General features: G+C 73.7%; 22 protein-coding genes. 19 read left to right on the top strand and 3 right to left on the bottom strand.

Annotated elements, in window-relative coordinates:
• Position 1: 1 nt before the first annotated feature.
• The 19 genes from PIR53_13265 (at position 2) to PIR53_13175 (ending at position 19,434) form a co-directional block, all read left to right on the top strand.
• Positions 2-790 carry a hotdog domain-containing protein gene (locus tag PIR53_13265; protein WZH50987.1) on the top strand — a complete coding sequence of 263 codons (789 nt, stop codon included), beginning with the start codon at positions 2-4 and terminating at the stop codon, positions 788-790.
• 91 nt (positions 791-881) lie between these two features.
• A complete protein-coding gene (locus PIR53_13260) occupies positions 882-1,451 on the top strand; it encodes a helix-turn-helix domain containing protein (GenBank protein ID WZH50986.1) in 570 nt (189 codons plus the stop codon).
• Between the two features lie 308 nt (positions 1,452-1,759).
• Complete coding sequence (locus PIR53_13255; protein WZH50985.1) at positions 1,760-2,899, top strand: ABC transporter substrate-binding protein; 1,140 nt, start codon at positions 1,760-1,762, stop codon at positions 2,897-2,899.
• Positions 2,900-3,029: 130 nt separating this feature from the next.
• Positions 3,030-3,917, top strand: a complete 888-nt coding sequence (locus tag PIR53_13250; protein WZH50984.1) for a branched-chain amino acid ABC transporter permease — start codon at positions 3,030-3,032, stop codon at positions 3,915-3,917.
• Positions 3,914-4,852: a branched-chain amino acid ABC transporter permease gene (locus tag PIR53_13245; protein WZH50983.1), complete on the top strand. Its 939-nt coding sequence runs from the start codon at positions 3,914-3,916 to the stop codon at positions 4,850-4,852. The genes PIR53_13250 and PIR53_13245 overlap by 4 nt, the downstream gene beginning before the upstream one ends.
• Positions 4,849-5,649 (top strand): ATP-binding cassette domain-containing protein, encoded by an 801-nt coding sequence (locus tag PIR53_13240; protein WZH50982.1) that lies wholly within the window; start codon positions 4,849-4,851, stop codon positions 5,647-5,649. The genes PIR53_13245 and PIR53_13240 overlap by 4 nt, the downstream gene beginning before the upstream one ends.
• On the top strand, positions 5,633-6,352 hold the full coding sequence (locus PIR53_13235; GenBank protein ID WZH50981.1) for an ABC transporter ATP-binding protein: 720 nt from the start codon (positions 5,633-5,635) through the stop codon (positions 6,350-6,352). Before PIR53_13240 ends, PIR53_13235 begins: the two co-directional genes overlap by 17 nt.
• Positions 6,353-6,443: 91 nt before the next feature.
• Entirely contained in the window at positions 6,444-7,817 is a 1,374-nt protein-coding gene (locus PIR53_13230; protein ID WZH50980.1) for a DUF1446 domain-containing protein, read from the top strand.
• Positions 7,814-8,152, top strand: coding sequence for a hypothetical protein (locus tag PIR53_13225; GenBank protein WZH50979.1), 339 nt, complete (start codon positions 7,814-7,816; stop codon positions 8,150-8,152). The genes PIR53_13230 and PIR53_13225 overlap by 4 nt, the downstream gene beginning before the upstream one ends.
• A complete protein-coding gene (locus tag PIR53_13220) occupies positions 8,149-8,997 on the top strand; it encodes a phosphate acyltransferase (protein WZH50978.1) in 849 nt (282 codons plus the stop codon). Before PIR53_13225 ends, PIR53_13220 begins: the two co-directional genes overlap by 4 nt.
• Before the next feature lie 24 nt (positions 8,998-9,021).
• Positions 9,022-10,620, top strand: coding sequence for a carboxyl transferase domain-containing protein (locus PIR53_13215; protein WZH50977.1), 1,599 nt, complete (start codon positions 9,022-9,024; stop codon positions 10,618-10,620).
• Positions 10,621-10,627: 7 nt separating this feature from the next.
• Entirely contained in the window at positions 10,628-12,607 is a 1,980-nt protein-coding gene (locus PIR53_13210; protein WZH50976.1) for a biotin carboxylase N-terminal domain-containing protein, read from the top strand.
• Complete coding sequence (locus tag PIR53_13205; GenBank protein WZH50975.1) at positions 12,604-13,398, top strand: enoyl-CoA hydratase-related protein; 795 nt, start codon at positions 12,604-12,606, stop codon at positions 13,396-13,398. The genes PIR53_13210 and PIR53_13205 overlap by 4 nt, the downstream gene beginning before the upstream one ends.
• Positions 13,395-14,243 carry a TIGR03084 family metal-binding protein gene (locus PIR53_13200; GenBank protein ID WZH50974.1) on the top strand — a complete coding sequence of 283 codons (849 nt, stop codon included), beginning with the start codon at positions 13,395-13,397 and terminating at the stop codon, positions 14,241-14,243. The genes PIR53_13205 and PIR53_13200 overlap by 4 nt, the downstream gene beginning before the upstream one ends.
• Complete coding sequence (locus PIR53_13195) at positions 14,240-14,698, top strand: hypothetical protein (protein ID WZH50973.1); 459 nt, start codon at positions 14,240-14,242, stop codon at positions 14,696-14,698. The genes PIR53_13200 and PIR53_13195 overlap by 4 nt, the downstream gene beginning before the upstream one ends.
• Positions 14,695-15,162, top strand: coding sequence for a MaoC/PaaZ C-terminal domain-containing protein (locus PIR53_13190; GenBank protein WZH50972.1), 468 nt, complete (start codon positions 14,695-14,697; stop codon positions 15,160-15,162). The genes PIR53_13195 and PIR53_13190 overlap by 4 nt, the downstream gene beginning before the upstream one ends.
• Entirely contained in the window at positions 15,159-16,109 is a 951-nt protein-coding gene (locus PIR53_13185; GenBank protein WZH50971.1) for a TIGR03617 family F420-dependent LLM class oxidoreductase, read from the top strand. Before PIR53_13190 ends, PIR53_13185 begins: the two co-directional genes overlap by 4 nt.
• 34 nt (positions 16,110-16,143) lie before the next feature.
• Positions 16,144-17,781, top strand: coding sequence for an AMP-binding protein (locus PIR53_13180; protein WZH50970.1), 1,638 nt, complete (start codon positions 16,144-16,146; stop codon positions 17,779-17,781).
• A 75-nt stretch (positions 17,782-17,856) separates the two neighbouring features.
• Entirely contained in the window at positions 17,857-19,434 is a 1,578-nt protein-coding gene (locus tag PIR53_13175; protein ID WZH50969.1) for a RecQ family ATP-dependent DNA helicase, read from the top strand.
• 3 nt (positions 19,435-19,437) lie between these two features.
• On the opposite strand, the gene PIR53_13170 is transcribed toward PIR53_13175, so the two are convergent.
• The 3 genes from PIR53_13170 to PIR53_13160 are packed head-to-tail and all read right to left on the bottom strand — an operon-like array spanning position 19,438 to position 22,377.
• A complete protein-coding gene (locus tag PIR53_13170) occupies positions 19,438-20,640 on the bottom strand; it encodes an FAD/NAD(P)-binding oxidoreductase (GenBank protein WZH50968.1) in 1,203 nt (400 codons plus the stop codon).
• Positions 20,637-21,377: a GAF and ANTAR domain-containing protein gene (locus tag PIR53_13165; GenBank protein ID WZH54455.1), complete on the bottom strand. Its 741-nt coding sequence runs from the start codon at positions 21,375-21,377 to the stop codon at positions 20,637-20,639. Before PIR53_13165 ends, PIR53_13170 begins: the two co-directional genes overlap by 4 nt.
• A 10-nt stretch (positions 21,378-21,387) precedes the next feature.
• Positions 21,388-22,377, bottom strand: a complete 990-nt coding sequence (locus tag PIR53_13160) for a YihY/virulence factor BrkB family protein (protein WZH50967.1) — start codon at positions 22,375-22,377, stop codon at positions 21,388-21,390.
• Between the last annotated feature and the right edge of the window lie 56 nt (positions 22,378-22,433).

Below are 22,433 nucleotides of genomic sequence, written 5' to 3'. Positions count from 1 at the left end.
CGTGGACGTCGTGCCCCGGCCGCTGACGGTCGTGACGAGCGGCCCGGAGCAGCTGTTCGGCGTCTCGCCCGTGGCGCAGGAGGGGGCCGAGCTCGTCGCGACCATGCCGCTCGGTCCGGGCACGCGCGTGGGCGGCCGCCCCCAGGCCGCGGCGCTCGGGGTGCTCGTCGACGACGTGCTCGGCTACGCGGTCAACACCCTCGCCGCGGGCTGGTCCGTGAGCACGGAGGTGTCGATGGACCTGCTCGCCCCGCTGCCAGCCGACGGGTGGGCGGAGTGCCGGGCACGGATCGTGCACGTGGACGCGACGGGAGCCGTCACCGAGGGCGTGGTGACCGTGCGCGGGGACGTCGTGGCGCGGGCGGTGCTGCGAGGCCGGTTCCGTGACCACGAGCCCGATCCCGCCGTGCTCGCCGCGGGTCGCACCGTCGACGTCGGCCCGGTCGACCGCACCGACCTCGACACCGTGCTGGGCGGCGGGGTCGCACACCGGGCCCGCGGCCTCGCGGTGCGGGCGTCGTCGCGGTTCGCCAATCCCCTGGGCAACCTGCACGGGGGGATGCACGTCTGCTTCCACGAGCGCGCGGCGGCGCTGGCCGCCCCGGCGCTGCCGTCGACGGCCTCGGTGCGGGTGCAGCTCGTCCGCGGCGTGCCGACCGGTGCCGACCTCGAGCTCGTCCCCCGCGTGTTGCACGCCGGCCGCACCCTCGCCGTCGTCGGCGTCGAGGCGCGGGACGGCGACGGCCGGCTCTGCAGCGCTGCCACCGTGGTGCGACACCACGGGACCTGAGGTCGCGGGTCCGCACCAGCAGCGCCGTACGGCGTTGCTAGGGTCCGGGTCCGGAAGTGGTCGGCACCGCGGAGCGAGGGGGTGGGTTCTGATGGCGCAACGCACCCGCGACCCGGACCGTCGGGAGAAGATCCTGGAGGCAGCTGCCGGCCTCCTCGCCGACAAGGGCTACCACGCCGTGTCCATGGCCGAGATCGGCGAGCGCGCCGGCATCGTCGGCTCGGGCATCTACCGCCACTTCGGCTCCAAGGCCGCGATCCTCGTCGAGCTCTTCGAGCGCGTCATCGACGACCTGCTGGAGCAGGGGCAAGCCGCCGTCGAGGGCACCACCGACCTCGCGGCAGCCCTGGACGCGCTCGTGCGGGGCCAGGTCGGGTTCGTGGTGCACAAGCGGCACCTGGCGCAGATCTACCACAACGAGATCTCTAACCTCCCGCGCGAGGACCAGGTGCGCCTGCGGCGCAAGCAGCGCCTCTACCTCGAGGAGTGGGTGCACGTCCTCGCCGAGCTCGAGAAGACGAGCGAGCCGGTCACGCGCACGCGCGTCAACGTCGCCATCGGCGCGATCCAGGCCGTGCTGTTCCACCAGGTCGTCTTGCCCGACGACGAGCTCACCGCGATGCTGACCAAGTCGGCGCACGCCATCCTCACGCTCGCCTGAGGACGCGCGGACCGGGGCACGCCTTCCGGGGCCGATCTCCCTCGCCGCAACGCCCCCTCTAGTGAATGTTCGTTAACCACCGGGGCCCTGTCGCTCGACCCACGCCGCCAGCGCTGCAGTAGTTGTAGTGCGCAAGTGCGCTAGCCCACCGGGTCGTAGTGAACGAGAAATCACCAGATCCTTGTGAATCCGGGTTCACTCATGCCAGTCTGTGCGCCACGTCACACAGATGGAGGAACGGCATGGAGCGGTGGGTTGGTGGACGCGTCGAGAGGGCGCGTCGGGGCTGGGTCGGTGGGATCGCGGCGATGTCGGTCGTGGTCCTGGCCGGGTGCGGCTCGGCGGGCCCGGCAGCGTCGGGCCCGCAGGGCGGCGACGGTCTGCCCGACACGGTGCGGCTGATGGTGAGCGTCCCGCTCACCGGGCCCGCGGCCTTCGCGGGCACCGAGGCCGAGAAGGGCTACGAGCTGGCCGTCGAGGAGATCAACGAGACTGGTTTCCTCGGTGAGGGAGTGACCCTCGAGATCGACGTCAAGGACACGCAGGCGTCGGTCCAGAAGGCCGCGAGCGACTTCACGGCGGCGGTCTCGGACCCCGAGGTGTCGGCGGTGCTCGGTTCGCTGAGCAGCGGCGAGGCCGTGGCGCAGTCGCCGATCGCCGAGAACCAGAAGATGCCGACGGTCTACATCCAGGCTGGCTCCCCCGGTGTGGTCCTGGGGGACTACACCTACCGGTTCCCGACGCCGATGAGCGCGTACTACGACGTCCTCTCGCAGTACGTCGAGGAGCAGGGCTGGGACTCGGTGGGTGTCGTCTACGCCCCGTGGATCCCCACGTTGAAGGATGTCGGCGAGGTCGCGCTGCCGGCCATGGCCGAGGAGCTCGGCATGGAGGTCACCGCCTCCGTCGCGACGCAGCAGACGACCCAGGACTTCACGGCGCCGATCGAGCAGGTTCTCGCCACCGACCCGGACGTGGTCTCCATCATCCAGGCCGGGCCGGCCAACGCCACGGCGATGCAGCAGCTGCGGCAGGCCGGCTACGACGGGCCCGTGCTCGGGAACTCCTCGGCGGGGGCCGGCACGCTCGCCCCGGCGGGCGCGGCCGGCGCTGGCATGGTCTGGCCCGTCGACTTCGCGCCGGGCGCGGACGACCCGGCATCGCAGGAGTTCGTCGAGCTCTACCGCGAGGCCAACGACGGTGAGGACCCCTACCCCTACGCCGCGGAGGCGTACGACGCCGTCTGGTTCGTCGCCCGTGCGCTGAAGGAGGCCGACAGCGCCGGGCGTGAAGAGGTCAAGGACGCCATGGCGACCATCGCCGCGCAGCCGTGGACCGGTGCGCTCGGCACCGATCGCGAGTTCGAGGACAACAACCTCGTCGTCGGCGGCGTCGCGATCGAGTGGGACGGCTCGCAGGAGAACGTCCTCTACAGCGCCGAGCGCTGACCGCGTCCGCGGCCCCCGTGGCCGCGGAGCGCCGGCGGGGTCGGCGGCCGGTACGTCCGGTCGCCGACCCCGCCCTCGACCACGGTCCCGGCGGACCGCACCACCCGTCACCAGAGAGGGGACGCCTGCTGTGCAGGAACTCGTCGCCATCGCGAGCCTCGGCTCCGTCTACCTGCTCTTCGCGCTCGGCCTGAGCACCGCGTGGGGCACCATCGGCATCCTCAACTTCGCCCACGGGGCGATCTTCGTCTCGGCGGCCTACGGCTGCTACGAGCTCCTCGAGGTGCGGCAGCTGCCGGTGCCCGTGCTCGCGGTCGTGGCCATCCTCATCGGCGCGACGATGTCGCTGCTGATGCAGGTCCTCGTCTTCGACCAGGTACGGCGTCGCGCCACCAGTGAGCGGGCCGCCGAGACCCGCATCCTCATCGGGGGCATCGGCGTGGCCATGCTGCCGATCGCGCTCGCCTCCCACCAGACCAAGAACCTGGCCTTCGGGTTGTCGGCCTCCGGGTTCGAGGCCAGCATCTGGACCGTAGGCGGCGTGCGTGTCAGCTCGATCCAGGTCGCCACCGTGGTCTGCGCCGCGGGTGCGGCCGCCGCGCTGGCGTGGTACTTGCGTCGCACGCGGGCGGGTCTCGCGCTCCGCTCGCTCGGTGTCGACGACCAGGTGGCGGCCCTGATGGGCATCGACCGCCGGCGCTACGCGTGGGCCACCATGGCCGTCGCCGGGGGCCTCGCCGGTCTCGCCGGGGTGCTGCTCACCCTGAACCTCGGGGCGATCTCCGCCGAGAGCGGCGACGCCCTCCTCATCAAGGCCTTCGCCTGCGTCGTGCTCGGCGGCGTCGGCAGCACGGTCGGCGTCGTCGTCGGCTGCTTCACCCTCGCCGCCTCCGAGGTCTGGGTGCTGACGCAGACCAGTGGCATGTGGGTCGAGGCGGTCTCGTTCGGCATCATCTTCGCCGTCCTCCTGCTCCGCCCCCAGGGCATCTTCGGCCGCCAGGAGGTGCGGCGGGTATGAGTGCCTTCTACGCCTCCAACCTGGTGCTCGTCCAGGCCACCCTCGTCGCGATCCTGCTGGCGCTCAGCATCCAGGTGCCGCTCCGGCTCGGGGTGTTCTCGCTGGCCGGCGTGGGCTCGTACGGCATCGGGGCCTACGTCTCGGCCAACCTCGTGCTGCGCGAGGAGATGGGCGCCCTGCCCACGATGCTCGTCTCCGGCCTCGTCGCCGCGGCCGTCGGCCTCCTGCTCGGCGTGATCATCTACCGGCTCGCGGGTCTCTACCTCGCGATGGCGACCATCGCCTTCGACCTCACGGTCGGCGTGGTGGCGCTGAACGGCGGGGACTGGACGGGCGGGCCGGTCGGCCTCTTCGGTGTCTTCACGAACCTCACGATGGGGCTGCTGTTCGGCACCGTCGTGCTCGTGCTGGTGCTCGTGCACCTCACGGAGGTCGGTCGCCTGTCCCGGCGCATCACGACCGTGCGGGAGGACCCCGAGCTGGCTGCCTCCATGGGCGTCAACGTCCGTGCCTACCGGCTGACGGCCTTCGTCGTGAGCGGCTTCCTCGGCGGCCTCGCCGGCTGCCTCAACACCCTGACCCGGTCGGCCGTGGGGCTGCAGGACGTCAGCTTCCACCTCGTGGTGGTCGCGCTCACCACGATCATCGTCGGCGGCGCCCTCTCGTGGCGCGGTGCGGTGATCGGCGCCGTGCTCTTCACCTGGCTGCCGAGCGTGCTCGAGGTCGTCGGCGAGTGGCAGGAGTTCGTCTACGGACTCATCGTCGTGCTCGCCGCGATCTTCCTGCCGACCGGTCTCTATGGCCTGTGGTGCTCGGTTCGTCGCTGGCTGGTCGACCGGATGCGTCCACGCCCGCGTCCACGCCCGGGGTCCGAGCCACGACCCGAGGCACCGAGCGCGGCCGCGGCTGCGGAGCAGGAGGTGGCAGCCCGATGAGCAGCACGACCACCACGGGTGCGGAGCGCACCGCGGGCACCGGGGGAGCGGTCCTCGAGATCCGGGACCTCGCGGTCCACTACGGCGGGGTCAAGGCCGTCGACGGCATCACGATGACGCTCGCCGAGGGCGGGATCTCCGGCATCATCGGTCCGAACGGGTCCGGCAAGAGCACGTTGGTGGCGGCGCTGACGCGGTTGACCCGCCTCACCCGCGGCGAGCTCATGGTCGGGGGCACCCGCTACGAGCGGGTCCGCCCGGGGCGGGTCCCGGGGCTGGGTATCGCGCGCACGTTCCAGACGGTGCGGCTCCTGGGCGACCTGTCGGTCGCCGCCAACGTCCAGCTGGGGTACGACGCACGGTCGCGCGCCGAGCGGCGCGCGCCGCTGCGGGGCCTCCCCGGCCCGGTGGCCGAGGCGCTCGAGCGCACCGGCCTGACCGACGTCGCCCGGGCCCGACCGTCCGAGCTGTCCTACGGCACGCAGCGCCGGGTGGAGATCGCCCGCGCGATCGTGATGGACCCGCGGCTGCTCCTCCTCGACGAACCGACGGCGGGCATGAACGCCGCCGAGCGCGTCGAGATCTCCGCACTGATGCGGCAGCTGCGCTCGGAGGGACTCTTGCAGCTGCTCATCGAGCACGACGTCCAGATGATGCTCGACACCTGCGACCACTTGTTCGCGATGGCGCAGGGTCGCCTGCTGACCGAGGGGCGGCCGGCCGACGTGGTCGCCGACCCACGGGTCCAGGAGGCATACCTCGGGAAGGGGTGGAAGGCCGATGCTGCAGATCAGTGACCTGCACGTGAGCTACGGACACGTGGAGGCCGTCGCCGGGATCGACCTCGAGGTCCGGCCCGGCCAGGTCTCGCTCGTCCTCGGGCCCAACGGCGCGGGCAAGAGCACCACGCTCAACGCCGTCGCCGGGGTCGTGCGACCGGCCCGGGGATCGGTCCGGGTCGGCGACCTCGACACGACGGGCCTCCCGGCCCACCGGGTCGTGGGAGCCGGGGTCGCCCTCGTCCCCGAGGGCCGTCGCGTCTTCGCGCCGATGACGGTCGAGGAGAACCTCCGCCTGGGGGGCCACACGACGGCGCCGGGCCGGGCGCGCGAGGTGCTCGAGCGGATCTGGGAGATGTTCCCCGTGCTCCACGAGCGGCGCCGGGGGGCAGCCGGGCTGCTGAGCGGCGGGGAGCAGCAGATGCTGGCCTTCGGGCGTGCGCTGATGTCCGACCCGGCGTTCGTGCTGCTCGACGAGCCGTCGATGGGTCTCGCCCCCGCCATGGTCGACGTCGTCGTCGAGAAGGTCGGGCTCATGGCCGAGAGCGGGATCGGCGTGCTGATGGTCGAGCAGAACGCGGAGGCCGGTCTCGGCATCGCGTCCGACGTGACGGTGGTGAACCGCGGGCAGGTCGCCTTCCGCGGCACCAGCGCCGAGGTGCGCGCCGACGCGTCGGTGCTGCGCGCCTTCCTGGGGGAGTCCGCGCTCGCCGAGGGCTGAGCCCCGCGCCGTACGAAAGCCACGACGGGACCTTGACAGGACCCGTCCGCCAAGTAATAGTGAATTCACTTTCACTAAAGAAGGAACGACGATGACACGCAACGTGGTGAGGGTCGGCAACGGCCAAGGTTTCTGGGGCGACTCCGCCCGGGGTCCGCTGCAGCTGGTGCAGGGCGGGGGCATCGACTACCTGACGATGGACTTCCTCGCCGAGGTGACGATGAGCATCATGCAGAAGCTCCGCTCGCGGAACCCGCAGGCGGGCTACGCGACCGACTTCGTCGCCCAGCTCGAGCGGATCCTGCCGCACTGCAAGGAGCACGGGATCAAGGTCATCGCCAACGCCGGCGGGGTCAACCCGGAGGCGTGCGCGGCGGCCGTCGACGACGTGGTGCGCCGGCTGGGGCTCGACGTCGTCGTCGCCACCGTCGGCGGGGACGACGTGATGGCGGACCTGCCGCGCCTCCTCGACAGCGGTCACGGACTGACCAACATGACGACCGGGGCCCCGCTCGCGGACGAGCTCGACCGGGTCCAGAGCGCGAACGTCTACCTCGGGGCGTTCCCGATCGCCGAGGCGCTCGCCGCCGGTGCCGACGTCGTCATCACCGGGCGGGTCACGGACCCGTCGCTCACGCTGGCGCCGCTCATCCACGAGTTCGGCTGGACCGAGGACGACCACGACCTCCTCGCGGCGGGCACGGTCGCCGGACACGTCCTCGAGTGCGGCACGCAGTGCACGGGCGGCAACTACGACCGCTGGGAGTCGGTGCCCGACCTGGCCGGCATCGGCTACCCCCTCGTGGAGGTCGCCGCGGACGGGACGTTCGTCGTGACCAAGAAGGCCGGCACCGGCGGGCTCGTCGACGTCGGCACGGTCACCGCCCAGCTGCTCTACGAGCTGGGGGAGCCCGAGCGCTACCTGACCCCCGACGTCGTCGCCGACTTCACCTCCATCCGCCTCGAGCAGGACGGCCCCGACCGGGTGCGGGTGCACGGGGTGCGCGGCAGCGCGCCCACCGACACCTACAAGGTGTCGATCAGCACCCTCGACGGGTGGCGCACGACGGCGCAGCTGACGGTCGGCGGACCGGATGCCGCGGCCAAGGCCCGCCTCACCGCCGAGATCCTGCTCGCCCGCCTCGCCGAGGAGGGCGTCGTCTTCCCGGCCGAGGACTGCCTCGTCGAGGTCGTCGGCACCAACGTGCTCTACGCGGACATGCTCCCCGAGCCGGCGACCGCCCCCTCCGAGGTCGTGCTGCGCGTCTCCGTGCGCTCGACCGACAAGGCGGCCGTCAACAGGCTCGGCGCCGAGCTGGCCTCGCTGCTCACCTCCGGCCCCCCGGGTCTCACGGGCTTCGCCGGAGGACGCCCCAAGGCGAGCGAGATCGTCGGCTTCTGGCCGGCCCTGATCGAGAAGTCGGCCGTCGAGGCCCGCGTGCAGGTGAAGGAGGTCGTGGCATGAGCACGACGACCGTTCCGCTCGGCCGGGTGGCCTCGGCCCGCTCGGGAGACAAGGGCGCCGACGCCAACATCGGGCTCTGGACCGACGACGAGCGCGTCTTCGAGGTGCTGCGGGAGCAGGTGACCCCCGAGCGGGTGGAGGCGCACTTCCGCGCGCTCTGCCGCGGCGGGGTCGAGCGCCACGAGCTGCCCAACCTGAAGGCGCTGAACTTCCTGCTCCACGACGCCCTCGACGGCGGGGGCGCGGCGTCGCTCCGCACCGACGCGCAGGGGAAGACGCTGTCGCTCGGCCTGCTGCAGATGACCGTCGAGGTGCCCACCGAGCTGCTGGGATGACCGTCCGGATCGGGCTCGCCGACGCGCAGGACGCCCGCGTCCAGGAGGCAGCGGCCCGCCTCGTGGCCGCCGGTCGGGTCGTGCCGGTCCTCGTCGGGACCGCCGGCGACGACGCACCGCCCGGTGCCGAGCGGGTCACGGCGCCGGCGGGCACCAACCCGGTCGACCACCTCGCCCGGCTGGTGGCCGAGGGCATCGTTGCCGCCGGTGTGGGCGGCAGCCTCACCTCCAGCGCCGAGATGGTCCGCGCCGGCATCCGCCGGTTGCGGCGCGGTCGCCTCGTCTCGGCCTGCTTCGCTATCGGGGGCCCCGAGGGCCGTTGGACGACGTACGCCGACTGCGTCGTCGTCCCCGACCCCGACGCCGCGCAGCTGGCCGAGATCGCCGTGACGGCGGCCGAGCACCACGAACGCACGTTCGCGGAGCGCGCCCGCGTCGCCATGCTCTCGTTCTCGACGGCCGGCAGTGCGGCCCACCCGCGGGTGCGGCTCGTGCAGGAGGCCACGCGCCGGGTGCGGGAGGAGCGACCCGACCTGCTCGTCGAGGGCGAGGTGCAGTTCGACGTCGCCGTGGACCCGCGGGTGGCCGCCCGCAAGGCGCCCGGGTCCGAGGTCGCCGGGGCCGCGAACGTGCTGGTCTTCCCGTCGCTCGAGGCCGCCAACATCGCCTACAAGGTGGCCGAACGGGTCGGGGGCGCCACCGCCCTCGGGTCGTTCGTGCTGGGGCTGGACCGCCCGTGGGTCGACCTCTCCCGCGGCTGCTCCACCGACGACATCGTCGCCACCGTCGACCTGCTCGCCCGCGCCGAGAGCGCCCACCGGGCATCGGACCCGATGGCGGGCTGAGCCCGCCCGGAAAGGAAGAGAACGATGAAGGTCCTCACCTCCACCTTCGACCTCGGCTCGGACGTCGCCGTCGCGAACCGCGAGGGCAACCTGGAGCGGATCGCGGAGCTCGACCGGCAGCTCGACCTCGCCATCGCGGGAGGCGGGGAGCGGTACGTCGCCCGCCACCGCGAGCGTGGTCGGCTGCTCGCCCGCGAGCGCATCGAGCTGCTCGTCGACCGTGACGCACCGTTCCTCGAGCTCGGCAACGTCGCCGCCTGGGGGACCGAGTTCCCCGTCGGGGCGAGCTGCGTGACGGGCATCGGCGTCGTGAGCGGCGTCGAGTGCATGATCGTCGCCCACGACCCGACCGTGCGGGGCGGCGCCTCGAACCCCTACACGTGGAAGAAGGTGCTCCGGGCCATGCAGGTCGCCCGCGAGAACCGGCTCCCCACCATCAGCCTCGTCGAGTCCGGCGGCGGTGACCTGCAGCGGCAGGCCGAGCTGTTCGTGCCCGCGGGCCGGCTCTTCCACGAGCTGACCGCGCTCTCGGCGGCCGGGGTTCCGACCATCGCGCTCGTGTTCGGCAACTCGACGGCGGGCGGCGCCTACGTGCCGGGCATGTGCGACTACGCCGTGATGGTGCAGAACCAGGCGAAGGTGTTCCTCGGCGGTCCGCCGCTGGTCAAGATGGCGACCGGCGAGGACGCCGACGACGAGAGCCTCGGCGGCGGCGACATGCACGCACGCACCTCCGGCCTGGCGGACTACCTGGCCGCCGACGAGGAGGAGTGCATCGCGATCGGCCGCGACATCGTCGAGCACCTCAACTGGCGCAAGCACGGCACGCCCGCCGCCGCGGAGGTCGACGCACCCGTGCACGACCCCGAGGACCTGCTCGCCATCGCCTCGGTCGACCTGAAGGTGCCCTTCGACCCGCGCGAGGTGATCGCCCGGGTCGTCGACGGCTCGCGCTTCGAGGAGTACAAGCCGCTCTACGGCACGGCCCTCGTCACCGGCTGGGCCACGGTCCACGGCTACCCGGTGGGCATCCTCGCCAACGCGCGCGGCGTGCTGTTCAACGAGGAGGCCAAGAAGGGCGCGGAGTTCATCCTGCTCTGCAACCAGACGGACACCCCGCTGATCTTCCTGCAGAACACGACCGGCTTCATGGTCGGCACGCAGTACGAGCAGAACGGCATGATCAAGGACGGCTCGAAGATGATCAACGCCGTCACCAACTCGAAGGTCCCGCACATCACGATCAACCTGGCGGCCTCGTACGGCGCGGGCAACTACGGCATGTCGGGCCGCTCCTACGACCCCCGCCTGCTCTTCACCTGGCCGAGCTCGAAGACGGCGATCATGGGGCCCGAGCAGCTCGCCGGCGTCATGTCGATCGTCGCCCGTCAGGCCGCGGAGAACGCCGGACGGCCCTTCGACGAGGAGGCCGACGCGGAGCGTCGCGCGGCGCTCGAGGAGCGCATCGAGGCCGAGTCGCTCGCCCTCTACATGAGCGGCCAGTGCTACGACGACGGCGTCATCGACCCCCGGGACACCCGTGACGTGCTCGGGATGGCCCTGTCGATGTGCCACAACAACGAGGTGACCGGGACCCGTGGGTTCGCGGTCTTCCGGATGTGAGGAAGAGATGATCACCAAGGTCCTGGTCGCCAACCGCGGGGAGATCGCACGACGCGTCTTCCGCACCTGCCGCGAGATGGGCATCGCGACGGTCGCCGTCTACTCCGACGCGGACGCTCAGGCGCCGTTCGTGCTGGAGGCCGACGAGGCGGTGCCCCTGGGGGGCGCCACCCCCGCCGAGTCCTACCTCCGCGCCGACGCCGTCCTCGAGGCGGCGGAGCGGGTGGGCGCCGACGCCGTGCACCCCGGCTACGGCTTCCTCTCGGAGAACGCCGACTTCGCGCGCCGCTGCGAGAAGGCGGGGATCACGTTCATCGGCCCGGGCGTCGAGGCCATCGAGGCGATGGGCTCGAAGCTGACCGCCCGCGACATGATGGAGGCGGCGGGCGTGCCCGTGCTGCCGGGGCGCGACCTGACCGGCGTGCCGGACGACGAGGTGCTCGCGGTCGCCGAGGCGATCGGCTGGCCGGTCCTGGTCAAGGCGTCGTTCGGCGGCGGCGGCCGCGGCATGCGGGTCGTGCGCGCCGAGTCCGAGCTCCTGGAGGCCATCGCCTCGGCCCGGCGCGAGGCGGGGTCCGCGTTCGGCAACGACACCGTGTTCCTCGAGCACTACGTCGACGAGCCGCGCCACGTCGAGATCCAGATCTTCGGCGACACGCACGGAGCGATCGTGCACCTCAACGAGCGGGAGTGCTCGATCCAGCGACGCCACCAGAAGATCATCGAGGAGTCGCCCTCGCCGGTCGTCACGCCGGAGCTGCGCGAGCGCATGGGCGCGGCGGCCGTCGAGGCCGGTCGTGCGCTGGGGTACGTCGGAGCAGGGACCGTCGAGTTCCTGCTGGCACCGGGCGGGGACTTCTACTTCCTGGAGGTCAACACGCGCCTGCAGGTCGAGCACCCGGTGACCGAGCTCGTCACGGGCCTCGACCTCGTGCGGCTGCAGCTCGACGTGGCCGCCGGTCTCCCGCTGCCCGCGGAGGCGTTCGCCCCCACGATCACCGGGCACGCCATCGAGGCGCGCCTCTACGCTGAGGACGCGCTCAACGGCTTCCTGCCGGCGGCGGGCACGCTCCACCGCTTCGAGATCCCCGAGGTGCCGGGTCTGCGGGTGGACGGCGGCGTCGAGTCGGGCGACGTGGTGAGCACCAACTACGACCCGATGCTCGCGAAGGTGATCGGCTACGGGCGCACCCGCGAGGAGGCGTCGGCCCGGCTCGTCCGTGCCCTCCGCGGGGCCCGGGTCCTGGGCGTCACGACCAACCGCACCCTGCTCGTCGGGATCCTCGAGCACGAGGAGTTCGTGGCCGGCCGCATCGACACGCACTTCCTCGACCGGCTCGACCCGCGCGACCTGGCGCCCACCCTGACGCCGGCGGTGGAGGGCGCGGCGGTCCTCGCCGTCGCCCTCGCGGACCAGGCCCTCGAGCGGGGCGGCAGCGGCGTCGTACGGCACGTCGCGTCCGGCTTCCGCAACGTCCGCTCGCAGCTCCAGCACCGCGCGTACGCCGTCGGCGACCGCCGGTTCGAGGTCGGCTACGACCTCGGGCGGCGTCCCCGCTTCGAGGTCGACGGGACGGCGCTCGACGTGGTGCTGCACCGGGTGGAGCCCGACGGTGTCGACCTCGTGGTCGACGGTGTACGACGCCGGTTCGACGTCGTGCGGGCCGGGGGCGCGGCGTACGTGTCCTGGGCGGACGGCACGCTCGACCTGACGGTCGTCCCGCGGTTCGTCGACAAGGCGGGCGCTCTCGAGGCCGGTTCGCTCCTGGCCCCCATGCCCGGGACCGTCGTGCGGGTCAACGTCGCGCCCGGCGACCGGGTCGTCGCGGGCGAGACCGTGCTGGTGCTCGAGGCCATGAAGATGGAGCACGCGATCAAGGCGGCCGCCGACGCGGTCGTCGCGAGCGTGCCGGTCAGCACGGGGGGCGCCGTCGACACGGGCACCGTCCTCGTCGTGCTGGAGGAGACCGAGGAGGACGAGGCATGAGCGCCACCAGCACGGAAACCGACACCGCCACGGAGGCGGTCCTCTACGAGGTCGTCGACGGTGCCGCCTGGATCACCATCAACCGCCCCGAGGCGCGCAACGCGCTCAACCTCGCGGTCCGGACGGGCCTGAAGGAGCTGCTGCTGCGGGCGGAAGCCGACGACGCCGTGCAGGTGGTCGTCCTCACGGGAGCCGGCGAGAAGGCGTTCTGCGCGGGCGGGGACCTCAAGGAGATGGCGAGCACGGGTCTCACGATCCCGCCGCCGGACTTCGTGCCGCAGCCGGGTCGCACCGTGGAGGTCACCAAGCCGGTCATCGCCGCTGTGAACGGGGGCGCGTTCGGCGGCGGCTTCCTCCTCGCGCAGTCGGCCGACCTGGTCGTCGCGGCGGACACCGCGACGTTCGCGGTCTCGGAGGCGAAGGTGGGGCGGGGATCGCCGTGGGCGGCGCCGCTGCCCTGGCTGGTGCCGCCGCGCGCCGCGATGGAGATCCTCCTCACCGGCGACCGGGTGGACGCCCGGCGCGCCCACGAGATGGGCCTCGTCAACCGCGTGGTCCCCGCGGCGGAGCTGCGCGCGGCCACCAGCGCGCTCGTGGCCACGATCGTCGCGAACGCACCGCTGTCGGTGCGGGCAGCGAAGCGCATGGTCTACGCGGTCGCGGAGCACGGGCGGACGCCCGCGTTCGAGGTGGCCGAGGAGATCTGGGCGCCCGTCTACCTGAGCGAGGACGCGCAGGAGGGGCCGCGCGCCTTCGCGGAGAAGCGCCGTCCCCGCTGGCAGGGCCGATGAGCACGCCGGCGGCGGTCGTCGCCGGCCTGGTCGAGGACCTCCGCGCCGAGCGCGACGCCCTGCTCGCCCTGCTGCGCGAGCAGCCCGCGCACGTGTGGTCCCTGCCGACGCCCGCGGCGGGGTGGTCGGTGCACGACGAGATGGCCCACCTCGCGTTCTTCGACGGCGTCACCCGCACGTGCATCGCGGATGCCGCGGCGTTCGTCCGCTTCCGCGACGAGGAGATGGGCGACCTGCAGACGTACGTCGACGGAGTGGGCCCGCGGCACGCCCACCTGTCGGGCACCGAGGTGCTCGACTGGTGGGAGCGCGAGTCCGAGGGGCTGCTCGTCGCGGCGGCGGCCGCGGACCCGAGCACCCGGGTCCCGTGGTTCGGCCCGTCCATGAGACTGGCGTCCAAGCTGACCGCCCGCATCATGGAGACCTGGGCGCACGGTCAGGACGTGGTCGACGCCCTGGGGGCCCGTCGTGAGCCCACCGACCGACTGCGGCACGTCGCCCGCATCGGTGTGCTGGCGTTCCCCAACAGCTACCGCACGCGAGGACTCGTCGTCCCCGACGTGCCGGTGCGCGTCGAGCTCGAGGCGCCGGACGGCACCCGGTGGACCTGGGGCGAGCCCACGGCGGTGCAGGTCGTGCGCGGACCGGCCGAGGACTTCTGCCTCGTCGTGACCCAGCGGCGCCACGTGGTCGACACCGCGCTCGTGACCCAGGGTGACGTCGCTGCGGAGTGGATGACGCTGGCCCAGGCGTTCGCCGGCCCGCCGGGAGCCGGCCGGGAGCCCGGGCAGTTCTCCGGGGCTGCACGCCTCCCCGCGACCGCGGCGCCCACGGGGCGCGCGTGAGCCCCGCGGGCTCCGTCGTCCCGGCCCGGATGCGGGACGGGGCGTTGCGGATCCAGGCGTTCGAGGACTGGCTGCTGCGCGACGCGCTCGGCGCACCGACGTCGGGCGAGCGACCGCACGGTGCGTGGACCGTCGTCGGGTCCTTCCGGGGCATGGGGGAGGGCCTGGACGGCCTCTTCCGGATGCTGGGTGCCGGCACCGACGACGGCGTCATGTTCGGCGAGTGCCGCATCGAGCAGGTCCGGCCGCTGGAGCACGAGCGGGAGTACGTGGTGCGGTGCGAGGTGCTCGGCGCCACCCGGCGCACGGGGCGACGGGTGCCGGTGTTCGACGTGGTCGAGTACGTCACCGAGATCGTCGAGCAGTCCGCGGGGCCTGACGGGACGGCGACCGAGGCCGTCGCGGTGCGGTGCCACGCCTCGATGATCGTCCCGCGGCCGGAGGCGGCGGCGTGAGGCCCCCCGCCGCCCCTGCCGTCACCGCCGAGGCGGTGGGCGACGACCTCCCCGACCTGGCCGTGACCGTCCGGGCCGAGGCGATGAAGCCGACGGCGCTCCTGCTGCGCGACCCGAACCCGATCCACCTCGATCCCGCGGTGGTCCGGGGCCTCGGCCTCGGCGACCGCGTCATCAACCAGGGTCCGCTCAACGTCGGCTACCTGTGGGAGATGCTGGCGCGCTGGACCGGGGACGCCGGGCTCGTGCGCAGCCTCGACGTGCGGTTCACCAGCAACGCCTTCGCCGGCGAGGTGCTCGTGGCGGGCGGCGTGATCGAGGACGTGGCGGACGCCGACGGCGAGCGCCTCGCGACCTGCTCCGTCTGGCTGTGCGCCGAGGACGGGCGCGACGTCGTCCGCGGCACCGCGCGCGTCGGGCTGCCCCGACGGACGACACCCGACGATGGAGGAGACCCCCGGTGAAGATCGACCTCTACCCGGGCTTCGGCCTGGAGCTGGGCACTGCTGCCACGGTCGCGCGGACCGCCGCGGAGCAGGGTTACGACGGGCTGTGGGCGCTCGAGGCGCCGCGCGAGCCGTTCTCACCGCTCGCGGTGGCGGCCCTGGCCGCTCCGGGCCTGCAGCTCCGCACCTCCGTGGCGGTCGCCTTCGCGCGCAACCCGATGGTGACCGCGGGACTGGCCCACGAGCTCGCCCGGGTCACGGGCGGGGACTTCGTGCTGGGGCTCGGCACCCAGGTGCGCGCCCACATCGAGCGGCGCTTCAGCGAGACGTGGTCGGAGCCCGTGCAACGGATGGCCGACTACGTCGCCGCCCTGCGCGCGATCTGGACGTGCTGGAACGAGCGGGTCCCGCTGGAGCACGTCGGCAGCCACTACCAGCACACCCTGATGACCCCCATGTTCGACCCCGGTCCGTCGGGCGTCGGCGCTCCACCGGTCCACCTCGCGGCGGTCGGGCCGGCGATGGTCGCCATGGCGACGGAGGTCGCCGACGGGCTCGTGCTGCACCCGCTCACCTCGCCGCGCACCTACGAGGAGCGCGTGGCCCCCGCCGTCGACGACCGCCGCCGGTCCGGCGGCTTCGAGCTCACGTGCCCGGTCCTGGTCGCGACGGGCACGACGGACGAGGAGGTCGACGCCGCGCGCCGCGCCGTGCGCAAGCAGATCGCGTTCTACGCCTCGACCCCGGCGTACCGCTGGGTCCTGGACCTGTACGACGAGGGCGAGCGCGCCGACCGCCTGCGGCAGATGTCGCGCGAGGGTCGGTGGGACGACATGACGGCCCTGGTGACCGACGAGCTCCTCGACGAGTTCGCCGTGACGGCGACGCAGGGCGACGTGCCCGCCGCCCTCGAGGCGCGGTGGGGCACGGTCCTCGACCGCGTCGGCGTCTACCAGCCCTACTAGCCCGCCCACCCGGCTCCTGCCGGAGGAGGACCCCGTGCCCCAGCACGACACGACGAGCCCGACCGCGGGCGACGACCGGACCGCCACGGTCCCGAGGACGCTGCTCGAGGCCGCCACCACGCACCCGGACGCCCCGTGCGTCCGGTTCGTCGACGGCCCGTCCCTCACCTACGCCGCGCTGCTGAGCGAGGTGCGTGCCGTCGCGGGCGCCCTCGCGGCCGACGGGGTGCGCCCGGGCGACCGCGTCGCCCTCATGGTCGGCAACCGGGTCGAGTTCCTGACGGTGGCCCTCGCGACGGCCTGGCTCGGAGCGGTGTCGGTGCCGCTCAACACCGCCCTGCGGGGCGATCCCCTCACCGCGATGCTGGACCTCGTGGGACCGTGCCGGCTCGTCGCCGACGGGGACGTGCTGGTCGAGGTGGCCGGCGCCCTCGAGCGCTCCGGCGCGCTCACCCGCACCTGGGCGCTGCCCGCCGCAGGGGCGGACGCCGCGCCGTACCGGTCCCCGGGGCTGCCCCCGTGGGCCGAGTCCTTCCCCGCCCTCCGCGACGGTGGTGCACCGCCGGTCCACGACCCGCACCCGGCCGTCGACTCCGACCTGCTCGCCATCCTCTTCACCTCGGGCACGACGGGACCCTCGAAGGGGGTGATGTGGTCGCACCGCACGGCGCTGGCGTTCGCGGAGAACACCGAGTGGGTGATGGGCTACACGGCCGACGACGTCATCTACACCTGCCTGCCGCTGTTCCACATCAACGCGATGTACACCGCGTTCCTCCCGGGGGTGCGCAACCGGGCGCCGGTCGTGGTGTCCCCCCGCTTCAGCGCCAGCCGCTACTGGAGCGAGATCGCCGCGTCGGGCGCGACCGTCACCAACATGCTGGGCGCGATCGGGGCGCTGCTGTGGAAGCAGCCCGAGCAGCCCGACGAGCGTGCGCACCGGTTGCGGCTCGCGATGGTGGTGCCGTTCCCCGTCGGGCACGACGCGGAGTTCGCGGCCCGCTTCGGCACGGACCTGACCGAGCTCTACGGCTCCACCGACTCGGGCATCCCCCTCGGGGTGCCGCACGGGGAGCGCCGTCCCGGGCGGTGCGGGGTGCCGGCGCCCGGGTGGGAGGTGGTGGTGGCCGACGAGCACGACCGTCCGGTCCCCGACGGCACGCCCGGGGAGCTGCTGACGCGTCCGACGCGACCGTTCGTCGGTCAGCTCGGTTACTGGCGCCAGCCCGACAAGACGTGGGAGGCGCACCGCAACGCCTGGTTCCACACCGGTGACCAGGTGGTGCGCCACGAGGACGGCTCGTTCTCCTTCCGCGACCGACTCAAGGACGCTCTGCGGGTCTCGGGGGAGAACGTGAGCGCCTTCGAGGTCGAGCACGTGCTCACGGGGCATCCGGCGGTGGCCGAGGCGGCCGTCTTCGCGGTGCCGGGCGAGCTCGGCGAGGATGCGGTGATGGCCAGCGTGGTCCCGGAGGAGGGCCACGACCTGGACCCCGCGAGGCTCGTCGCGGAGGTCGCCGACCGGCTCGCCTACTTCGCCGTCCCGCGGTACGTCGACATCGTCGACGCGCTGCCCAAGACGTCGACGCAGAAGGTGCGCAAGGCCGAGCTGCGCGAGCGGGGCATCACCGGCACCACCTGGGACGGGGGCCAGCGCCGGCGGTTCCGCTGACGACGGCCGGGCGCCGACCCTCCGCCCTCACCCGCCCGGGCGGTCCGTTACCGGGGCCCCTCCTAGGCTCCGTGCATGAGTGACGAACGCACCGGGGCGAGGGTCGACGAGGCAGCTGCAGCGTTCGGTGTGGAGGAGCCGACTCCCTGGCAGCGGGAGGCCATCACCGCGGTCGTGGAGGGGCACGACACCGTCGTCCTGGCCCCCACCGGCTCCGGCAAGTCGCTCGTCTACCTCGCCGCCGCGCGGCTCACCCCGGGGTGGACCCTGGTGGTCTCGCCCCTCATCGCCCTGCAGCGCGACCAGGTCGCGCACCTCGACGGCGCGGACACCCGCGTCGAGGCCCTCGACTCGACGCTCGGCAAGCGCCGTCGCGCGGAGCTGCTGGACGCGGTCGGCCGGTGCGAGGTCGACCTGCTGTTCCTGGCGCCGGAGCAGCTCGCGAACCCCGCGGTGGCCGAGGCGCTCGCCGCCTGCCCGCCCGGGCTCGTCGCCGTCGACGAGGCCCACTGCGTCTCCGAGTGGGGCCACGACTTCCGGCCCGACTACCTGCGGCTCGGCGCCCTGCTCGACCGGCTCGACGACACCGAGGCCCGGGCGGTGCGGGTGGCGACGACGGCGACCGCCGCGGCCCCCGTGCTGGAGTCGCTCACCACGCGGCTCCGGCTCGCCGACCCGACGGTCGTCACCGCCGACCTCGACCGGCCCAACCTCGCCCTCGTCGTCGAGCAGGCGGCCGACGGCGACCGCCTCGACGCCCGGGTCCTCGAGCTGGCCCGGGAGGACCGGGGCGGCGTCACCCTGGTCTACGTCCGCACCCGCACCCACGCCGAGGAGCTCGCGGCCGCGCTCGGGTCCGACGGGCGTCGCTCCGCGGCGTACCACGCCGGGATGAAGCGCGCCGACCGCGAGGAGGTGCACCGCCGCTTCGACGCCGACGAGCTCGACGTGCTGGTGGCGACCTCCGCCTTCGGCATGGGGATCGACAAGCCCGACGTGCGGCGCGTGGTCCACGCGGGTGCCCCGGCCTCGGTCGACGACTACTTCCAGGAGATCGGCCGGGCCGGCCGTGACGGGGAACCGGCGGACGTCGTGCTCGTGCACCGCCCCGAGGACCGCGCCCTGGGCCGCTTCTTCGCGGCCGGGGTGCCCCGCCGGTCGACGGTGCGCGCCGTGCTCGCCGCGGTGCGCCGGGTCGGCGCCGAGGAGCCGCGCGAGGTCGCCCGTGCGGCGGACGTCGGAACGGCGGCGGCGACGCGCGTGCTGAACCTCGTCGAGCTGGCCGGGGTCGACGCCGACGTCGAGGCCGTGCGCGAGGTCGCCCGCGAGCGGAAGCGGCTCGAGCAGTCGCGCGTCGAGATGATGCTGGAGTACGCCGGCACGGGGCGCTGCCGCGCGGCCTGGCTGCTCGGCTACTACGGCCAGGCCGCGGACGCCTGCGAGCGCTGCGACAACTGCGCGTCCGGTCGCGCCGGGGACGCCCCGGAGGTCGACGACGAGCGCCGGGGCGAGCGGGTCGTGCACGGCACGTTCGGCACCGGGGTCGTCGTCGACGCCGACGAGCGGCAGCTGACGGTGCTGTTCGAGGAGACCGGCTACAAGACCCTGGCCACGGGCGTCGTGGACGACCAGGGGCTCCTGAAGCCGGCGTGAGCGTCAGACCCGGCCGCGCAGGATGCGCCGGAAGTAGACCTGGGGCAGCCCGTAGCGGTCGACGAGCCACGTCGAGCGCCGCGGGCGCGTCAGGTCCGGGAAGGGCACCGTGGGTGCGGGCCGGCCGTCCCGGTCGACCTCCACGAGCATGAGCCGTCGCCGGTCGACGGTGATCGGCATGACGGTGTAGCCGTCGTACCGGGGACCGTCGGCGCCCGGGGCCGACGTCAGCCGGTCCGCCAGCACGTCCACCTGGCGGCGCAGCGCGCCGCCCGACGGGCGGGTGCGCAGGTCGGCCACGTCGCCGAGCGCCCACACCGCGGGGTGGCGCCGGTGACGCATCGTCTCCGGGTCCACGTCGACGAGACCGGCCGCCGTGTCCCCGGCCAGCCCGGCCTCGGCGACCCATCGCGGCGCTCGGTAGTGCGGCACCACGTGGGCGAACGCCAGGTCCTCGGCCGTCCGCTCGCCGCCGGGGGTCGAGACCGTGACCGACCGGTCGGCGAGACGCCGCACCTGCGCGCCGCGCAGCACCCGCACCCCGTACGACGCGAACGCGTCCTCGATGTGGCGGTCGGGGCCGGCCACGCCGAGCGCCGCGTCATACGGCAGCACGAGGGTCACGTCGAGCCGGTGCAGGACGCCGCGGCGCCGCCAGTGGTCGCACGCCATCAGCAGCGGCTTGAGCGCGGTCGGGCCGCAGGGCGCGGGCTCGGGCGGCACCGAGAAGAGGACACGACCGGCCGTGAGGTCGCGCAGCGCCGGCCAGACGCGGGGTGCCTCCTCGCCCACGAAGGTGGAGGCGGCCCACCCCTCGGCGTACGCCGCGGCCAACCCTGGCGTGGCCTCCCAGTCCTCCCCGAGGCCGGGGCAGAGCACGAGCGTCCGGGCGCGCAGCACCCGCCCGCCGGCCGTCCGCACCGTGGCGGGGCCGTCGGCCTCCCCGGGGTCGACCGCGGTGACGCGGTCGGGGAGGAGGGTGCAGCCCTCCGGCACGAGGCTGCGGGTCGGCCGCTCCAGCGCCGCCATGCCGGCGAGACCGGCTCCGACGTAGTTGAGGAGCGGTCGGTAGTGGTGCACCGGCCGCGGCTCGACGAGGGCGACGTCGCGGACCCCGCGGCGCAGCAGCCGCGCGGCCAGCGAGATGCCCGCGTTGCCGCCGCCCACGACGACGACCTCGTGGTCGGTCCCGCGCGGCGCGGTCACGACGACGGCAGCCGGCGCGTGCGCACCACCTCGGCGGCGAGGTCCCGCAGCTTGGTGTTCGTCGTCTGCGACGAGCGCGCCAGGGCCGCGAACGCGGCGTCGGGCGGCAGGTCGTAGGTCGCCATCAGCAGCCCGGTCGCCTGCCCGATGAGCGTGCGGGAGTCGAGCGCGTCGCCCAGCTGCTCGACCTCGGTCGCCGCCGCGATGGCCACGCTCACGTGGGCCGCGAACGTGGCGACCAGCTCGATGTCGTCGGTGGTGAAGGCGGCGGTGCGCGCGCCGTACACCTTGAGCACGCCGAGCACCTTGCCGCCGGAGCGCAGCGGGTGGCTGACCACGCTGTGCATCCCGAGCTCGCGCACGGCGGTCGGCGCCCAGCCCGACCACCGGGCCTCCTGCGCCATGTCCGGGCTGTGCACGGTCTCCAGCAGCGTCATCGCCTCGTGGCACGGGCCCTGGCGGATGTCGTACTGCAGGTCGTCGACGAGCTGGACCCCGCTGCGCGCGTCCTGGCCGTCGCCGGGCTCCGGGTGACCGGGGGCTCCCGCCGACTCCGGCGAGCAGACCACGTTGTCGAGACCGTCGCGGGTCAGCACCGAGATCGCCGCGATGTCGCAGCCCGCGACGAGGTGGCGCACCGCATCGGCGGCGACCTGGACGGTCTCGGCGCGCCCACGGCCCGCCTGCATGTCCTGGGCGGCGTCGGCGACGGCACGACGCAGCGCGTCTGGAGGCATCACGCCCCCATCATCCGCCATCCTCCGCACGGTCGCGCTCGTGCGGGTCGAACTCCACCTCGATGCGCTGGAACCCCTTGAGCGCCTGGGCCTTCGCCATCTCCTCGTAGGTCTGCTCGTCGGCCTCCGTCAGCTCCACGTCGTCGGTGAACGGCGTGAGGAGGGAGCGTGGGTAGAGCCGCTCCGCGAGCACCACGTTGAGCTCGATGGCGACGACCACGAGCACGGCCGCGAGGTAGAGGAAGGCGAGGAGGCCCAGGACCACGGCGAAGACGCCGTTCGTCACCGAGCCCGACGCGACGTACCGGCCGACGTAGGCGACGCCGACGTACTGCAGCCCGAGCCACGCCACGCCCGCGAGGACGGAGCCGGGCAGCACGGTGCGCCAGTCGAGGGACCGCGCCGCGGACAGCCGGAACACGCTCGCGAACGTCGCGACGTGGACGGCGAGGGTGGCCACCAGCACGAGCACGCTCCCGAGCGGGCCGAGGAAGGCGGCGGAGCCGATGAGGCCGGCCACCCCGGTGGTGCCGACGACGTTGAGCCCGATGAGGGCGGCGAGCCCGGCGCTGCGGACCCGGGACGTGACGGGGTTCGGCCGCTGGTGCCGGGGCACGGCCCACGCGGTGTTGGACGCGTTCTGCACGGCCTGGCCGACGCCGGACGCGCCGTACAGGGCGCCGAGGGCGCCGATGACGACGCCGGCGACGCCGCCGCCGAGGCCCTCGGGCTGGGCGAGGTCCTGTTGGAGGCCCGGCACCTGGGCCATCGCGGACTCGATGATCCGGGCCTGCAGCTCGGGGTTCCCGTCGAGCACGATGCCCAGGACGGTCGACCCGAGCAGCAGGAGCGGGAAGAGGGAGATGAACCCGTAGTAGGTGATGAGGGCCGCGAGGTGGGGGCCGGTGTCGTCGACGAACTTGTAGACGACACCGAGGGGCAGGCCGACGGCCCGGCGGCGGCGCTGGAAGGCGTCGATGCGTTCGACCAGCCGTGCCATGGTGCGGTCCTCTCGTCGGGTGCGGGGAGAGACGGAGCGGGCCGGGCGGCCCCGAG

Origin of the sequence: Nocardioides alkalitolerans, from assembly GCA_038184435.1 — a bacterium.
GTDB classification, from domain to species: Bacteria; Actinomycetota; Actinomycetes; order Propionibacteriales; family Nocardioidaceae; genus Nocardioides; species Nocardioides alkalitolerans_A.
Note: the sequence above shows the minus strand (reverse complement) of the source record. Positions and strands in the feature narration are given on the sequence as shown.

Excerpts from the sequence above, each read along its gene's own strand:
- PIR53_13205 (WZH50975.1), top strand. The coding sequence starts at position 12,604 with ATGAGCGCCACCAGCACGGAAACCGACACCGCCACGGAGGCGGTCCTC.
- PIR53_13225 (WZH50979.1), top strand. The coding sequence starts at position 7,814 with ATGAGCACGACGACCGTTCCGCTCGGCCGGGTGGCCTCGGCCCGCTCG.
- PIR53_13210 (WZH50976.1), top strand. The coding sequence starts at position 10,628 with ATGATCACCAAGGTCCTGGTCGCCAACCGCGGGGAGATCGCACGACGC.
- PIR53_13230 (WZH50980.1), top strand. The coding sequence starts at position 6,444 with ATGACACGCAACGTGGTGAGGGTCGGCAACGGCCAAGGTTTCTGGGGC.
- PIR53_13240 (WZH50982.1), top strand. The coding sequence starts at position 4,849 with ATGAGCAGCACGACCACCACGGGTGCGGAGCGCACCGCGGGCACCGGG.
- PIR53_13235 (WZH50981.1), top strand. The coding sequence starts at position 5,633 with ATGCTGCAGATCAGTGACCTGCACGTGAGCTACGGACACGTGGAGGCC.
- PIR53_13165 (WZH54455.1), bottom strand. The coding sequence starts at position 21,377 with ATGCCTCCAGACGCGCTGCGTCGTGCCGTCGCCGACGCCGCCCAGGAC.
- PIR53_13215 (WZH50977.1), top strand. The coding sequence starts at position 9,022 with ATGAAGGTCCTCACCTCCACCTTCGACCTCGGCTCGGACGTCGCCGTC.
- PIR53_13175 (WZH50969.1), top strand. The coding sequence starts at position 17,857 with ATGAGTGACGAACGCACCGGGGCGAGGGTCGACGAGGCAGCTGCAGCG.
- PIR53_13160 (WZH50967.1), bottom strand. The coding sequence starts at position 22,377 with ATGGCACGGCTGGTCGAACGCATCGACGCCTTCCAGCGCCGCCGCCGG.
- PIR53_13255 (WZH50985.1), top strand. The coding sequence starts at position 1,760 with ATGTCGGTCGTGGTCCTGGCCGGGTGCGGCTCGGCGGGCCCGGCAGCG.
- PIR53_13200 (WZH50974.1), top strand. The coding sequence starts at position 13,395 with ATGAGCACGCCGGCGGCGGTCGTCGCCGGCCTGGTCGAGGACCTCCGC.
- PIR53_13260 (WZH50986.1), top strand. The coding sequence starts at position 882 with ATGGCGCAACGCACCCGCGACCCGGACCGTCGGGAGAAGATCCTGGAG.
- PIR53_13220 (WZH50978.1), top strand. The coding sequence starts at position 8,149 with ATGACCGTCCGGATCGGGCTCGCCGACGCGCAGGACGCCCGCGTCCAG.
- PIR53_13245 (WZH50983.1), top strand. The coding sequence starts at position 3,914 with ATGAGTGCCTTCTACGCCTCCAACCTGGTGCTCGTCCAGGCCACCCTC.